Source organism: Sorangium sp. So ce1014 (assembly GCF_051521505.1).
In the GTDB taxonomy this organism is placed as follows: domain Bacteria; phylum Myxococcota_A; class Polyangia; order Polyangiales; family Polyangiaceae; genus Sorangium.
The window spans coordinates 8076226-8090742 of record NZ_CP150356.1 but is presented as its reverse complement, the minus strand read 5'-3'; the positions used below and the strand labels follow the sequence as shown (position 1 = coordinate 8090742).

Below are 14517 nucleotides of genomic sequence, written 5' to 3'. Positions count from 1 at the left end.
GACCCTACCATCGGTCCATGCGCGCGAGGCAACCGGCGCTCGCCGCAGGAAAGCGGCGCTTTCCCCGCGCCCGAGCCCGGTTCGCGGAGGTCTGCGCGCCGCGGTGGACCGGGCGCGGCGGCGGCGCTCAGGGCGAGGGCGGCGAGGGCGTGCAGGCCGCGGGGGTGGGGTGCTGGGCGCAGTACGTCGGGTCGTCCGGCGGACCGATGCGGAGCACCATGTCCTGCGACGCGAGGCGCGGTCGCGCGCCGCATGTGTCGGGGGACGCGCTCTCCGACGGCGCGCACACGCCGGCCTCGTTGGGCACGGTCCAGGCCTGGCCGGTGCCGTAGATGAGGTTGAGCGCGTAGCGCCCCTCGGGCAGGCAGCCGTAGACGACCTCGATCGTGCGCCCGAATTGCCGCGTGAGCGCCTCCTCGACGTCGCGGACGCCCCATGCGCCGGCGTCCTCGTCCTCCGGCCCGGGGAGGATGGCGTTGCCCGCCGCGTCCGTCTCGTGGCTGATCACGAGGACGCCCTTCGGCTCGGTCGGGTGCAGGCAGAGCGCAGCGGGCCGGACGCCGACGAGCACGCTCTCGCGCGGCTCGTCCAGCGGCGCCGCGCCGAGCATGGCGGTGGTCACGAGGTCGTCGTAGATCGTGAGCCCCTGGAGGAGCACCGCGGGCGCGGCCTGGCGGACCAGCGGGTCGTGGTCGTCGAGCTTGGCGAACACCGAGATCGGGAAGAGCGCCGGGATCTGGGCCGAGTCGGGGACGTGGTCGTCGGCGTCGATCGCCCCGTCGCGGTTCACGTCCTGGCGCGCGTACGTGAGGGTCGGCGCGGGCTCGCCGCCCACCGGCAGCGAGATCGGGGGCTTCGCCGCGCTCGCGACCTCCCTGTCCGGCACCCCCGCGGCGAGCCGCAGGCGCAGGAGCGACGCCTCGGCGCCGACGGGATCGGCCAGGGTGAACGTCTCCAGCTGGAAGTCGGACGCCATGACCACCTCGCTCGAGCTCTGGCCGACGCCGGAGGCCGGCGCGAGGACCTCGGCGACGTGAAAGATGGGCCGCTCCAGCGGGAGCGGGAGGCCGAGGGTGACCGCGATGCCGCTGACGCGCGCGCCCGTCGCGGGGATGGGAGCGGCGAGCGTGATCTCGCGGTAGCGCGGGGCGGCGCCGCCGAGCACCTCGGTCGCGTTCTCGATCGCGCCGCCGGCCACGTCACCCCGGCTCGGCAGGTTGGCGATGCTGAAGGTCGGGTCGAAATCGCCGTCGTGGTCGTAGAAGCCGCGGATCTGGTAGGTGCCGGCGGGCAGCGGCGACAGCCTCCAGGTGGCGCTCACGGTCACGGGCGGATCGTCCGGCTCGGGGCAGCGGAGCACGCCGTCGCTCGTGAGATCGAGCGCGGCCCCCAGGCCCCCGAACAGCTCGTCGCCGAGGATCACGTCGAGGCTCGCGGCCGAGGTGCCGAGCCCCTCCGGCGGCGGCAGGAGGCGCGTGTCGAAGCCGAGCACGACAGCGGCGCCGACGACGTGGCCGTCCTTCGTGCAGGGCCGGGGGCCGGCGTACGTCACCGTGCCGTCGAGCACCCCGGCGGGGCCGCTGTGGTCCGGCAGCGGGATGAAGACGTCCACCGCCTCGCAGCCCGGGAGGGCCGCGAGGAGTGCGCCGAGCAGGGAGAGACCGGTGCGGGGGGTGGGTCGGAGCATGGGGGTGCCTAGAGCGAGTACCTGAGGAATCCCATGAAGCGCCGGCCGATGCGGTTGCCGAACGGGTGCATCTGCAGCGGCTGATCGCCGAGCCCGTCGAGCGCGTTGAAGACGGTCGCGGAGATCTCGGCGCGGTTGTTCAGGAAGCGGTAGCCGAGGCGCGCGTTGAGCAGCGTGTACGCGGGCAGAGCGTAGATGTGCGTGTCGATGACCGTCCCCGCCGGGACCTGCTCGGCCCACTCCTGCTTGGACTGGTAGTGGAGCGTGACCTCGCCGTCGACGCCGACCGGGGTGCGGACCTGGACCCCCGCGTTCACCTTGTGCTGGCTCGTGCGCCCGTCCCTGAGGGCGCTGCAGCCGGCCGGGAGCTCCTGCTCCGACACGTTGAGCGCGTAGTTGGCGAAGACGTCGAGCCCCTCGGCGGGGTAGACGCGGCCGCCGAGCTCGCCGCCGAGCACGTGGTAGATGTCGCACTGGTTCTCGAAGCCGCCGAGGCCGGAGGTGTAGCGCCCCGTCTCCGGGTTCAGCCCCCCGAACCCCTGGGCGCGCTGCGAGAGCGTCGTGCGCTGCGGCTCGGCGAGCACGATGAGGTTGCTCACGCGGTTGTAGTACGCGGTGACCTCGAACTCGAATTGGTCGCTCTGCTGGTTCAGGTAGCTCGCCTCGGCGGTGATGATCTGCTCGGGGTCGACGATGACGTCGGACCTGACCGGCGGCCGCGTGGTCGAGAGGAACTCGAGGCCGGGCAGCGCGAGCTGGATCGGCAGGTCGACGTAGGCCTCGAGCGACGTCGGCGAGCGGAACGCGGTCGAGCCGGAGACGCGGATCGCCTGGCGCGGGGTCGGCTTGACGATGACGGAGCCGCGCGGCGACGGGATGAGCCGCTCCAGGTAAGGCACGTAGTCGAGCCTGCCGGAGGCGACCAGCGTGACGCGCTCTCCGAGCTTCATCGAGTCCTGGAGGAACACCGAGCCGTGGTGCTCGATCGGCATGTCGTCGTCGAGGTAGCTCCAGTCGGTCGCCTTGAGCCGGTAGCCGAGGCCGATGTGGAAGTCGTGCACGACGGGCGCGGGCGCCCGGAGCGTCTTCACGAACTCGAGCTCCGCGTTCACGATGTGCTGCCGCGGCCTCCCCGCGTACAGGGGGTGCCCGAGGTACGCGGCGTTGAGCTGCGAGTACCCGTCGATGTGCGAGTAGTACGTCCGCGCGTTGACGTTCTCGCTGCGGTACGCGACCGAGGCGTCCGTGTTGGCGGCCTCCAGGTTGTAGTCGTTGAACGGGCCGATGCCGTAGACGTCGAGCTCGCTCCGCGAATAGCCGGCGCCCACCGCGAGCTCGCGCTGCGGCCCGAGCCGCTGCGTGGCCCGGAGGTCGATGCGCACGTTCTGCGCGCCGAGATCCTGGCTCTGGCCGCTTGTCTCGAGGTCGATCCGGTCGTCCGCGACCTCGCGCGTCCACCGCGGGTAGCGCGTGTAGCCCGCCGACAGGCGGTACGCGAAGTCCCCCTCGCGCGCCGAGGTCCACACCGAGCCGTAGCCCTGCTGGTGATCGCCGTAGCCGGCGCGGAAGCCGCTCTTCCCGACGCCGGGCTCGATCGTGATGATGTTGACGATGCCGGCGAACGCGTCGGCGCCGTAGAGCGCCGAGCCCGGGCCGCGCACCACCTCGATGCGCTCGATCTGGTCCACGTCGATCGAGAGCGCCTCCCAGAAGGTCGAGCCGAGCACGTCGTTCTTGACCGTGCGCCCGTTCACGAGGACGAGGAGCTTGTTCGCGAGGCGGCTGTTGAAGCCGCGCATCGAGACGTTCTCGTCGCCGCCCGTGATCTGCATGACGTCCATGCCGGCGACGCGCCGGAGCAGCTCCGGGATGCGGGTCATCCCGGAGAGCCGGATGTCCTGGCGGGTGACGATGGTCGTGGAGTTCGGGGAGTCGAGCGGGCTCTGGGCGCCGCGCGACGCGGTGATGACGGTCTCCTGGTAGACGTCCTCGGTGCGGGCCGCGCCGACGATCCCCGCGGCGTCGACGGGGGCCGCGCTCGACGCCGGCGCCGGCGCCGGGACCGCGGCGTTCGCGGGCGCGCCCTCGGCGGTGGGCTGGGCGGGCGCGTCGCCGGGGGCGGCCTGCTGCGGCCCGGGCGGCTGCGGCTCGGGCGCCGGCGGCTGCTTCGGCTCCGGGGCCGCCGCGGCGCGCTGCGCGGCGAGGCGCTGCTCCAGCTGCTCCACGACCCGCGTCGCCAGCTCCCTGTCCGGGGGGTCGCTCGCGATGTACTCGCGGTACGCGGCGATCGCCTGCTCGAGGTGGCCGGCCTCGGCGTGCGCGCGCGCGATGTTGAAGACGACGTTCGGGTGCGGGAGGATCTCGTTGGCCTTGTGGAGCTGGCGGATGCCCTCGTCGAACTGCTTCTGGGCGATGAGGTCCATGCCTGCCCGGAAGTGGACGCGCGCCTCGGTGCGGGCGTCGGCGAGCGCGCCTCGCGCGGCGGTCATCGCGCCGAGGGCGACGGCGCAGGCGAAGAGCCTCCGCCCGAGCGCGGCCCCGCTGCGCGGCCGCGCTGCGCGGGCGTCGTTCGTCGGGGCGGGCGCCGGGACGGCGTCGCGGAGGCCGTGCGAGCAGGAATCGGAAGACGACATGCGTTCGCCCTGTCCTCATCGGGGCCGGGGGCGCGACCGCGAGCCTCCGGCGACAAAGGCCGGGTCGCGACGGCGATCCCGGCGAGAGCTCGGGAGCGCGGACGGCGCTGCTCCCCACATCACACCGAACACTTCATCGACGCGAGGAGCGCCCGCCACGCCCCTCGCGCGAGCCCACCGCGGTCATGGTAAGAGGTTCTGGCCGCGAAGGGGCGGCGATTCTAGCAAAGCGGCGGGCGCGCGTCCGCGCGCTCGTCAGTACGGGTTGCTCTTGTACGGCTCGGTCTTCCGGGCGTTCGTCCTGGGCTTGCCCGGCGCCTCCGGCGCCGTGATGGGGGCCGGATCGAGCTTCGCGCGCACCTTCTCCTCGGCGCCGGAGACGCGCACGATCGCGGGCTTGTAGCCCTGCTTCTCGAACACGAGCTCGTGCTCGGACGCGAGGGCGGCCGCCCTGCCGCGCCAGATGATCTCGCACGGCGTCTCGGTGCAGAGCTCCTTGTTGCCTTCCCTGACCGCCGCTCCGGGCGGCGTGCTCTCGACCTGGAGCGGGCGCGCCGGGGGCGCGTTCGCCGGGGGCGCGCTCGCCGCCGGGGCCGCCTCGTCCGCCGGCGTGCTCCCTGCGCCCGGTTCGGGCGCCGCCGCGCTCGTCTCCGCCGCCGGCGCGCGCGTCGTCATGACGGCGGCGACGCCGACCACGGCCGCGAGGGCCGCGGCGATCGCCCAGGGGACGACCCTCCGACCCGGGCTCGCGCCGTGCTGGGTCGACGCGAGGCCCTCCGCGTGCGGCGCCGGGCGCGGCCCCATCGAGTCGGTGATCGACGGGGCGACGAAGAGGGGCGCCGCCGGCGGCCTCAGCGCGCTGTCGGTGGCGAGGGGGCCTGTATAGGTCACGGGCGCGCTCGTGGGAGGTGACGAGTTCGGCGTGGAGAGGCGCGTGAGATCGCCCGTCGTCGAGTACGACGGAGCCGACGGATACGAGGGGATCGGCGGATACGACGAGGCCGACGGATACGAGGGGGCCGACGCGCGGTAGCTCGTCGCGCCCGGCAGCATGGGCGCGGTCTCGCCCGTGTCTCGCGTGGAGATGCCCCCCGCGGCGAACTTGAGCGCGGTCACGAGCTCGTTCATCGAGGAGAAGCGCTGCGCCGGGTCCTTCTCCAGGCAGCGGTAGACGATCCCCTCCATCGTCTGAGAGATGGAGAGCGTCGGGTTGTGCACCTGCATGGGCGGGACCGGGTCGTGGACGTGCGACATGAGCGTCCCGACGCTCGCGCCCTTGTCGAAGGGCACCTGTCCCGACAGCATCTCGTACATCATCACGCCGAGCGCGTAGATATCGGTGCGCGCGGACACGTCGCAGCCGGCGATCTGCTCGGGCGCCATGTACTTGGGCGAGCCCATGAACAGGCCCTGTTGCGTCAGGTCCTCGCCGCTCTGGGTGTCCTTGACCAGCCCGAAATCGAGCACCTTCACGTGGTCCTGCTCGTCTTCGTGGTCGACGAGCAGCACGTTGCCCGGCTTGAGATCGCGGTGCACGACGCCGAGCGCGTGCGCCTCGCGGAGCGACCGGCAGATCTGGCGGGCGATGTGCGCCGCGCGCACCTCGGCGAACGGCCCTTCCTCGCGGAGCACGCGGTGGAGGGTCTTCCCCTCGATGTACTCCATCGCGATGTAGTAGATATCGTCGTCGCTATGGCCGTAGTCGAACACGGTGACCGTGTTCGGGTGCGAGAGCTTCGCCGCGGTCGACGCCTCGAGGAAGAAGCGCCTGTGGAACTCGGGATCGTGGTCGCCCTCGTACTTGGGGCTCAGCACCTTGAGCGCGCAGATGCGGCCGAGCGGCGCTTGCTCGGCCCTGTACACCTTGCCCATGCCGCCGCGGGCGATGACGCTGACGATCTTGAAGCGGCCGTTGATGACACGCCCTAGCAGCGGGTCCGGCGCGGCAGACCTCGATGCCCTCGAGCTGCCGTTTACCTCTCGCTGTCGGCCATCAGGCATGTCGTGCCTCTCCTCGGGCAGCGTGAGGAGGTGAAGATTGGACACACAGCAGCCGCCTCGGGAGCAGTGTGACTGAGGCGACTCTGACGTGTCAATCTGCAGTGCCACGATACACGCAGGAAATGCGCGACGTGTGGTGCGCTGCCGTCCGGACGGTCGGTGAGCCGCGGTGCGGTGGCTTCCCGGCGCGGTGATCGCGCCGAAAGCCGCCGGAGGTGGCTCAGCGGCGGACGGCGACAGCGAACAGGAACCCGCCGCTCGGCAGGGGGCCGCCGATCCAGAGGCGGTTCGCGTCGTCGGCGAGGAGCGCGAGCGACGTGCCCGCCGTCGCGAGCTCGAGGAGCGGGGCCGGGGAGCCGTCGGCGCGCACGCGACCGCCGTCGTCGCTGAAGGCGACGGCGACCGGCGCGAGCGCCTCGTAGGTCGCGGGGTCGCTCGGCTGGAAGACGAGGAGGCCCGGCGCGCCCTGCTCGGGCGCGAGGGCTGCCAGGCTCATGCCGCTGCCCGGGAGCGAGAAGAGCACGTCGCCCTCCGCAGGCCCGGCGCCCCGCGCGATCGCGCTGGCCGCGAAGCCGCGCGCCTGCTGCGTTCCGTCTGCAGACGGGAGGACGGCGAACACGTTGCCGCGGAGGTCCGCGGCGACAGGGCCGGAGCTGTCGCCCCACGCCGCGACGGCGGCGGGCTCGGCGCAGCTCGCGTCGCCCTCCGGTACGAGCCGCGCGTCCTGCCCCGCCGCGCCGCAGCGGTCGGCTGCATAGAGGCCGTTCGGGCCCGCGGCGGGATCGCCGAGCGGCGAGAGCCCGGTGTGGAGCAGGCGCCCCTCGACGGCGGCGGCCGCGAAGAAGCCGTTCACCTCGTAGCGCTTCGCCACCGCGCGGTCCTCGATCAGGACCAGCTCCCCGCGCGTGTCGGGGAACGCGCGGGTCCACGAGATCGCCGTCCAGCCGAAGAAGGGCAGGTCCACGGCCTGTCCGCCGAGGAAGGCGCCGTCGGGGAGGCCGGCGTCGACGGTCGTCCGCGCCGCGGCGAGCGCCCCGTCCGCTTCGTCCGGCGGCGTGAGCCGCACGATCTCGACCGCGCCCTCGGCGTCGCTCCGTGCGAGCATCGGTCCGCCGTGCCGTCCCCACGTCACCGAGGCGAAGCCGAGCTCCTCGTCCGTCCTGTAGACGGCGACGGCGCACCACGCGGGGTCGACAAGCGAGAAGAGCGCGTCGTGGGATCGCGCGTCCAGGCACCCGGCGCCGTCCGCGCCGCCGCTCCCGCCCGACGTCGCTCCGGCGCTCCCGTCCGTGTCGTCGCCGCAGCCCAGCGCGAGCGCCGCCGCCGCGCAGAGCGCCGCCGCGGCGAGGCGCGCTCTTCCCTGTTGGATCCAGCCGTCCCAGCGCATCGATGCCTCCGAGGATCCGCGGCGCTGCGGTCCGGTGATCGCGTCCGTCCCGGGCTCCGGGCCGGCGGGGGCGCTGCGCCGGATCACGGCTCCACCGGCTCGCTCAGCCCGGCGCACCGCGCGTCGCCAGCGCCGGCGCGCGGCGGTCGCGCCGGGCTGACCGAGGCGCGTAAACAAATCAGCGGCCATCGTCAAGAAATCCCGGCGCCCGGGGCGTCCGGAGGGGCGATCTCGGCACAAACCAGCGGGCCGGCGGCTGCCGCGGCGCGGTGTCCTGCCTGTCCCTCAGAACGACCGTTGCGCTCCACGTTCAGATGGACGACGCTGTGCGCCGCAGCCGGTGTCGGGCACGCTCCGGTTCGCGCTCCTTTTATCCACCGCGGGCCGTGACCAAGACACCCCCTCCTCCCATTACTGCCGGAACGGTCATCAACGATCGTTACGACATCCGTCAAAGCCTCGGTAAAGGCGGCATGGGCGAGGTCTTCCTGGCCTTCGATCGCTCGACCCAGCAGACCGTGGCTCTGAAGGTGGTCCGCGAAGAGTCGCGCATGCCGGGCGACGACGAGGCGCTCCGCCAGGAGCTCCTCCTCGCGCGCTCGGTCGGCCACCCGAACGTCTGCCGCGTGCACGACCTCGCGCCGAGCCCGTGGGGCCCCATCCTCGTGATGGAGCAGATCCCCGGGCAGACGCTCCACACGCACATCCGCAAGCGCAAGGCCCAGGGCGGCTACACGGCGGACGAGTTCCGCAAGATAGCGAGCGAGGTCTGCAACGGGCTCGCGGCCATCCACGCGCAGGGCCTCGTGCACGGCGACCTGAAGCCCGGCAACGTGATGGTCTCCGAGGGCCGCGCGGTGATCCTCGACTTCGGCTTCGCGCAGGAGCGCGCCCGCGCCTCGGCGCGCCGCCCCGGCGCGCCGCCCGACGGCGGCACGCCGAACTACATGTCTCCCGAGCGGCTGCGCAACGGCGGCGCGAGCCCCGAGGACGACGTGTACGCCATGGCCCTGACGCTCTGGGAGATGTGGACCTGCCGCGTCCCTGAGCCCGGCTACAAGCCGCGGCTCAAGACGATGAAGCAGCAGATCATGTTCGACGTCCCGGCGGGCCTGTCGATCGACGAGGTGCGGCAGATCTTCCGCGGCCTCAACGAAGATCCGTCGATGCGGCCGCAGGCGCGGCACATGCGCTTCTTCAACCCGTCGCAGCTCACGACGAGCCCGATCCAGCTGCCGCGCGAGCGCCTCGATCCGGGGCCGCCGCCGGGCGGCGCGCTCAAGCTGAACTTCACCCCCGCGGCGCAGTCGCTGCTCGTGACGTACGCGACGAACGCGCCCGAGATCGTCGGCTCGCTGCTCCCGCTGCACGACACGAAGCTCGCGCTCGGCCGGCGCAGCGATCAGAGCCTGTGCGTGCCCGAGGCGACCGTCTCGGGGGCGCACGCGATCCTGAAGTGGCAGACGGGCTCGTGGCTCATCGAGGATCAGGGCAGCACGAACGGCACCTACGCCGACTTCAACTACGAGCGCAAGTCGCAGGTCTCGCTGCTGCATGGCGGCGAGGTGCAGGTCGGCGAGTGCCGGATGAAGCTCGTGACCTTCGGCCCGGACTCGCCGCAGCACCGGCGCGCGAAGCAGTACCTCGCGAAGCGCGACGGCCTCACCGGCCTGCTCGTGCGCGAGCACCTGATGAAGGCGATCGACGAGGACGGCCTGTTCGCCGACTGGGCCGAGGTGCCGATGCAGGTCGCGCGCTACGAGCTGCGCGGGCCGAACCGCCAGGTCAGCGAGCGCCCGACCATCCTGGAGATGCTCGCCCTGCGGAAGGCGGCGCAGCGGGTGATCGATCTGACCGAGATGCTCCTGCTCAGCCTCACCCCCGCCGTGGCGGGGCGGACGGGGCCGCTCAAGTTCGTGGTCTCGATCGTGGGTCCGAGCATCGACGAGGCTCGCCACGTGGTCGAGCAGGTGGTCGCGCAGGTTCAGGGGATGCTCCCCGAGACGCTCGAGCTTGGCGCGACGCTGGTGAAGGGCGAGCCCGGGCGCCCCGCGCGGACGCTCATCGATTGAACCTGAACGCGTCCGATGAACAGCCGGCCTCCGTTCCCGTCCAGCCCGCCGTCTCAGCCCTCGCCGTACCGTTACCTCGGTCGCGGCGGCGGGGACCGCCCCGTGCGGCTCCAGATCATCATCGCGCTCGTCGCGGGGCTCATCCTCGTGGCGGTGCCGCTCTACCTCTGGCGCCGCCCGAAGCCTGAGTCGATCCCGTCCGCCGACGCCGCGACGGCCGACGCCGGCGCCTACGCCTGGGACGCGGGGGCGCTCGCCGACGCGGGCGCCGCGCTGGCGGAGGGCGTCAAGCTCTCGCCGTTCACCACGATCAAGTGCGAGAACCCCGGCCCGGGCACCACGCCGCCCGAGCGCTGCGATCACGTCACCTTCTTCGAGGACGCCCTCGCGCGCGCGATCCGCGACAACGTCCAGTGCGCCCCGACCGGCAAGGCGAGCATCACGGTGAGCTTCGTCTTCGAGATGGATTTCCGGCGCAAGCGCACCAACGTCTACGCCGGCAAGTCGACGACGGTGAACCGCGCGAAGACGAAGGAGCTGCTCCGCTGCGTGAAGCGCGCGATGCCGACGCCCGACTGGGGGACGATCCCGCACCAGTACGTGAAGTACAAGATCAACGTCATGGCGACGTACCCTGCCAGCGACTCCTTCTGAGGCGAGCGGCTCGTGCGGCGCGCATCGATCGTGCTGATGCGCTGCGCGCCCTCGCTCCTCGGGGCGCTCATCGCGATCGCGTCGCAGGCGAAGGCGCAGCAGAGCGCGCCGGCTGCGCCGGCCGAGCCTCGCCAGCACGAGGGCTACTCGAGCTACGAGAGCGCCACGATCGAGCGCGCCCTGGCGCGGCTCGGCGCGACGCTCGATCCCGCCCCCGAGGGCAAGATCGTCGAGGGGATCGACGTGGTCCCGTTCGAGGTGATCGAGGACCGCGATCCCGCGCCGTCCTTCCTGAACTGGTTCCACGCGCTCTCGCGGCCGTACGTCATCCGGCGCGAGGTGCTGCTCGCGGTCGGGCGCCCCTACGCGCAGGCGCTCGCCGATGAGTCGGCGCGCAACCTGCGCGGCCTGAGCCAGGTGTCGCTCGTCCTCGTCTTCGCCGTGCGGGGCAGCGCGCCGGATCGGGTGCGGGTCGCGGTCGCCACAAAGGACGTCTGGAGCCTGCGCCTCAACACGGACTACCGCATCGCCGAGGGGGAGCTCGAGAAGCTCTTCCTGCAGGCCGCCGAGCAGAACCTGCTCGGCATCCACCACGCCGTCGCGGCGCAGCTCACGCTCGATCCCGGCGCGCTCTCGCTCGGCGTCGCCTACGCGATGCCGGGCATCGGGGGCAGCCACGTGCGGATGCGGACCGAGCTGAACGCGATCGTCGATCGGAAGACCGGCGAGCTCGAGGGCACGCGCGGCGAGTTCGTGTACGGGCAGCCGCTCTACGCGACGGCGGCGGAGTGGGCCTGGGACGCCGAGGTCACCTGGCGCGACGAGGTGACCCGCCGCTTCATCGGCACGAAGCTCGCCACCTTCGACGCGAGCGCCACGACGGAGGACGATCGCATCCCGTACCGCTACCGGAGCGATCTCCTGGTGGGCGGCTACGCCGTCACGCGCAGCTTCGGCGCCGCCGCCTCGGCCGTGAAGCACGATTTCTCGGTGGGCATCGAGGCGAGCCGCAAGGTGTACCGCCTCGACGCGCCCGCGGGCTTCGCTCCGGCCGCGATCGCCGAGTTCGAGGCGCGCGTGATGCCGGTGAGCGACACCCGCGTCGCGCCGACGTTCAAGTACTCCACGTACTCGACCCGCTTCTCGCGCGTGCTCGACTTCAACACGCTCGCGCTGCAGGAGGACTACCGGCTCGGACACGAGCTCTCGATCCTGCTCTACCCGGTCACGACCGCGCTCAACTCCACCCGGAGCTTCCTCGGCGTCTCCGCCGCGGCGGCGTACACCGTCGCGCTCGGCGACGGCCTCGCGCGCGCGGTGGTCGAGACCGTCACGGAGCTCGACGGCTCCCGGATCTTCGACGCCTCGATCGAGGCGCGCGCGCGCGTGCACACGCCGAGCTTCGGCGTCGGGCGGCTCGTGCTCGACGTGCGGTTGCTCGACCGCTACCGGAATTACCTCAACAGGCAGTCGCCGCTCGGCGGCGAGACGCGCCTCCGCGGGTACAAGTCGGCGGCGTTCATCGGCGAGGACGTGCTCTCCGCGAACCTCGAGCTCCGCACGCGCCCGGTGGAGATCTGGTCGTGTCAGCTCGCTGGCGCGGCCTTCTTCGACGCCGGCGACGCGTTCGACGGCTACGACGAGCTGCGCCTCAAGCAGTCGGCCGGCTTCGGGCTCCGGGCCCTCTTCCCGCAGTTCAACCGCATCGTCACGCGCGTCGACTGGGGCTTCCCGCTCACGCGCGGCTACAGGGGGCCCGGTGCGATCCCGGGCATCATCGTCCTCAGCGCCGGTCAGGCGTTTCCGATGCTCCCCGCGGACGAGTAGGCGCGCCGTCGCGCTCGCGTGGCTCCTCCCCGGCCGGGGCGCCCCTCGGGGCCGCCGGGGCCGCGCTCGCCACCCGCGCGCGGTGGGCCGCGAACGCCCCCCGGAGCGCGGGCGGCACCGGCTCCCGGTCGAGCGCCGCGAGCGTCTCCGCCGCCGGCCTGCCCGCGAGCAGCGCGTGCCAGGCCTGCTCGAGCGCGCCCCTGAGCCGCGCAGCGTCGTCCTTCGGCGGCTCCTGCCGCTTGCTCGGCCCGGCCGCCTCCGCGCCCGGGCCTCGCGCGCGCGTCTCATGAAACGCCTGCGCCGCGCTGCCCCGGTGCGTGTAGCGATCGCCCTCGAAGCCCGCGACGTCGAGGAGATCCGGCGCGATGGGATCCTCCTCGGCCACGCGGATCCGACCGGCGAGCTCCAGCGTGCCGTCGTGGTCGACGTCGAGCGCGAACCGCGGCGGCATCGCGAGCTCGACGGCGTACCGGGTCGCGCCGAGCGGGTGTACGCCCCAGATCTCCAGCTCTCCCGCCTCGTTTCTGAGCACGACGTCCGGCGCGCCGTCGCGGTTGAGATCGGTCCCCGAGCGGAACGCCCCGAGCTGCTCCGTCGCGTCCGGCTGCGATCCCGGGAGGAGCGACGGCATCAGCTGGGTCGCCTGGCTGCGGTCCACGCGCCCGCTGTCGAGGGGCCCGGCGGCCATGACCACGCCGCGCGGCGTCGCCACGCGGACCGCCGAGGTGCGGCGCCCGAGCGCGTCGGTCCCGCGGTAGCCGCGCAGCACCACCTCGCCTCCGCGGCGCGGGAGCGCGCCGCGGAGCTCGACCTCGAGCTTCAGCCCGAGCTCGGCGGTCTCCACGTCGATGGCGCGCAGCTGAGCCTCGAGGTCCGGGGGCGTGACGTACGCGCCGAGGGGCGGCCGGCGCGCGGCGCCCCAGGGCGAGACCTGATGATCGCTGGCGCAGGAGATGAGCAGAACGCACATCGTCAGCGAGAGCTTTTCTGTTACCGTTCCCATCCGCATGCGCCTGCTAGTCGCCGATAAGATGGATCTCTCGGCTCTGGAAGAGCTCAAGGTACTCGGGATCCAGATCGAGTCCCGGCCCGAGCTCACCCAGGACACGCTGCCGGCGGCCCTGGACGGCATCGGCATTCTCGTCGTTCGCTCGACGGAGGTCACGGCGAAGGCGATCGAGGCTGGCCGTCAGCTCAACTTGATCGTGCGGGCCGGGGTCGGCGTGGGCACGATCGACGTCGCGGCGGCGAGCGCGCGCGGCGTCTACGTGGCGAACTGCCCCGGCAAGAACGCGACCGCGGTGGCAGAGCTGACGATGGCGTTCATCCTCGCGCTCGACCGCCGGCTTGTCGACGCGACGTCCGAGCTCCGGGCCGGCCGCTGGGAGAAGACGAAGTACTCGGCGGCCCGGGGGCTGTTCGGCCGGCGGATCGGGATCGCGGGGCTCGGCGCGATCGGCCGCGAGGTGCTTGTGCGCGCCCGCGCCTTCGGGCTCGAGCCGCACGCCTGGTCGCGCTCGCTGACGCCGGGCCGCGCCGCCAAGCTCGACGTCAGCTACGCCCGGACCCTGGAGGACCTGGCTGCCCGCTCGGACATCTTCACCATCCACCTGACGGCCACCCCGCAGACGCGCGGCATCGTCGGCCGGAGCGTCCTCGAGGCGCTCCCCGACGGCGCGATCGTCGTGAACGCCGCGCGCCCCGAGGTCCTGGACTACGCCGCGCTCGAGGAGCTCATCCCGCGCAAGGGGCTGCGGGTCGGGCTCGACGTCTTCGCCGGCGAGCCCGACAAGGGGTCGGCGTCGTTCGAGTCGCACCTCCTCGCGCGGGGGCTCGTCTATGGGACACCGCACATCGCCGCGCAGACGGAGCAGGCCCAGCGGGCCATCGCCCTCGAGACGGCCCGGATCATCCGCTCCTTCATGACGGAGGAGGAGCTGCCCAACGTGGTCAACATCTGCGCTACCTCGCCCGCTCGCTACGCGGTCGTCGTCCGGATGCTGGACAAGGTCGGCGTGCTCGCGAACACGCTCAGCGTCATGAAACGGCACGGGATCAACATCGAGGAGATTTCAAATACCGTCTTCGAGGGGGCCACTGCCACGTGCACGAAGATGCGGGTCTCCGGCCGGCCGAGCGAAGCCTGCCTGAAGGAAATCGCGGCGTTTGAGGAGGTCCTGCACGTGGATATCGTCGCGCTGCCGAATCTGGCGTAAGGCAGCCCGCCCTCCGGCGGTGACGCGGCGCAGGCCAAGG

At 72.6% G+C, this 14517-nt stretch carries 9 protein-coding genes; 4 read left to right on the top strand and 5 right to left on the bottom strand.

The window, feature by feature from the left end:
• Window positions 1-127: 127 nt before the first annotated feature.
• From WME75_RS30490 to WME75_RS30475, 4 genes are all read right to left on the bottom strand, one after another.
• Window positions 128-1687 (bottom strand): hypothetical protein, encoded by a 1560-nt coding sequence (locus WME75_RS30490; protein ID WP_437478469.1) that lies wholly within the window; start codon window positions 1685-1687, stop codon window positions 128-130.
• Between the two features lie 8 nt (window positions 1688-1695).
• Complete coding sequence (locus tag WME75_RS30485; protein ID WP_437478467.1) at window positions 1696-4320, bottom strand: TonB-dependent receptor domain-containing protein; 2625 nt, start codon at window positions 4318-4320, stop codon at window positions 1696-1698.
• A gap of 255 nt (window positions 4321-4575) precedes the next feature.
• The gene (locus WME75_RS30480) at window positions 4576-6321 is read right to left on the bottom strand and encodes a serine/threonine protein kinase (protein WP_437478465.1); all 1746 of its coding nucleotides are present in this window, start codon (window positions 6319-6321) and stop codon (window positions 4576-4578) included.
• A gap of 220 nt (window positions 6322-6541) precedes the next feature.
• On the bottom strand, window positions 6542-7795 hold the full coding sequence (locus WME75_RS30475; RefSeq protein ID WP_437478463.1) for a hypothetical protein: 1254 nt from the start codon (window positions 7793-7795) through the stop codon (window positions 6542-6544).
• Window positions 7796-8094: 299 nt separating this feature from the next.
• Here WME75_RS30475 and WME75_RS30470 point away from each other — a divergent pair, with 299 nt between their 5' ends.
• The 3 genes from WME75_RS30470 to WME75_RS30460 are packed head-to-tail and all read left to right on the top strand — an operon-like array spanning window position 8095 to window position 12261.
• Complete coding sequence (locus tag WME75_RS30470; protein WP_437478460.1) at window positions 8095-9780, top strand: protein kinase domain-containing protein; 1686 nt, start codon at window positions 8095-8097, stop codon at window positions 9778-9780.
• Window positions 9781-9795: 15 nt separating this feature from the next.
• Window positions 9796-10434, top strand: coding sequence for a hypothetical protein (locus WME75_RS30465; RefSeq protein WP_437478457.1), 639 nt, complete (start codon window positions 9796-9798; stop codon window positions 10432-10434).
• A 12-nt stretch (window positions 10435-10446) separates the two neighbouring features.
• A complete protein-coding gene (locus tag WME75_RS30460) occupies window positions 10447-12261 on the top strand; it encodes a hypothetical protein (RefSeq protein WP_437478454.1) in 1815 nt (604 codons plus the stop codon).
• Here the strand turns inward: WME75_RS30460 and WME75_RS30455 are convergent.
• On the bottom strand, window positions 12218-13264 hold the full coding sequence (locus WME75_RS30455) for an FG-GAP repeat domain-containing protein (protein WP_437478451.1): 1047 nt from the start codon (window positions 13262-13264) through the stop codon (window positions 12218-12220). The two genes, WME75_RS30460 and WME75_RS30455, sit on opposite strands and share 44 nt — an antisense overlap.
• A gap of 28 nt (window positions 13265-13292) precedes the next feature.
• Between WME75_RS30455 and WME75_RS30450 the strand changes: the two genes are divergently transcribed.
• On the top strand, window positions 13293-14477 hold the full coding sequence (locus tag WME75_RS30450) for a phosphoglycerate dehydrogenase (RefSeq protein ID WP_437478449.1): 1185 nt from the start codon (window positions 13293-13295) through the stop codon (window positions 14475-14477).
• The last annotated feature ends 40 nt before the right edge of the window (window positions 14478-14517 follow it).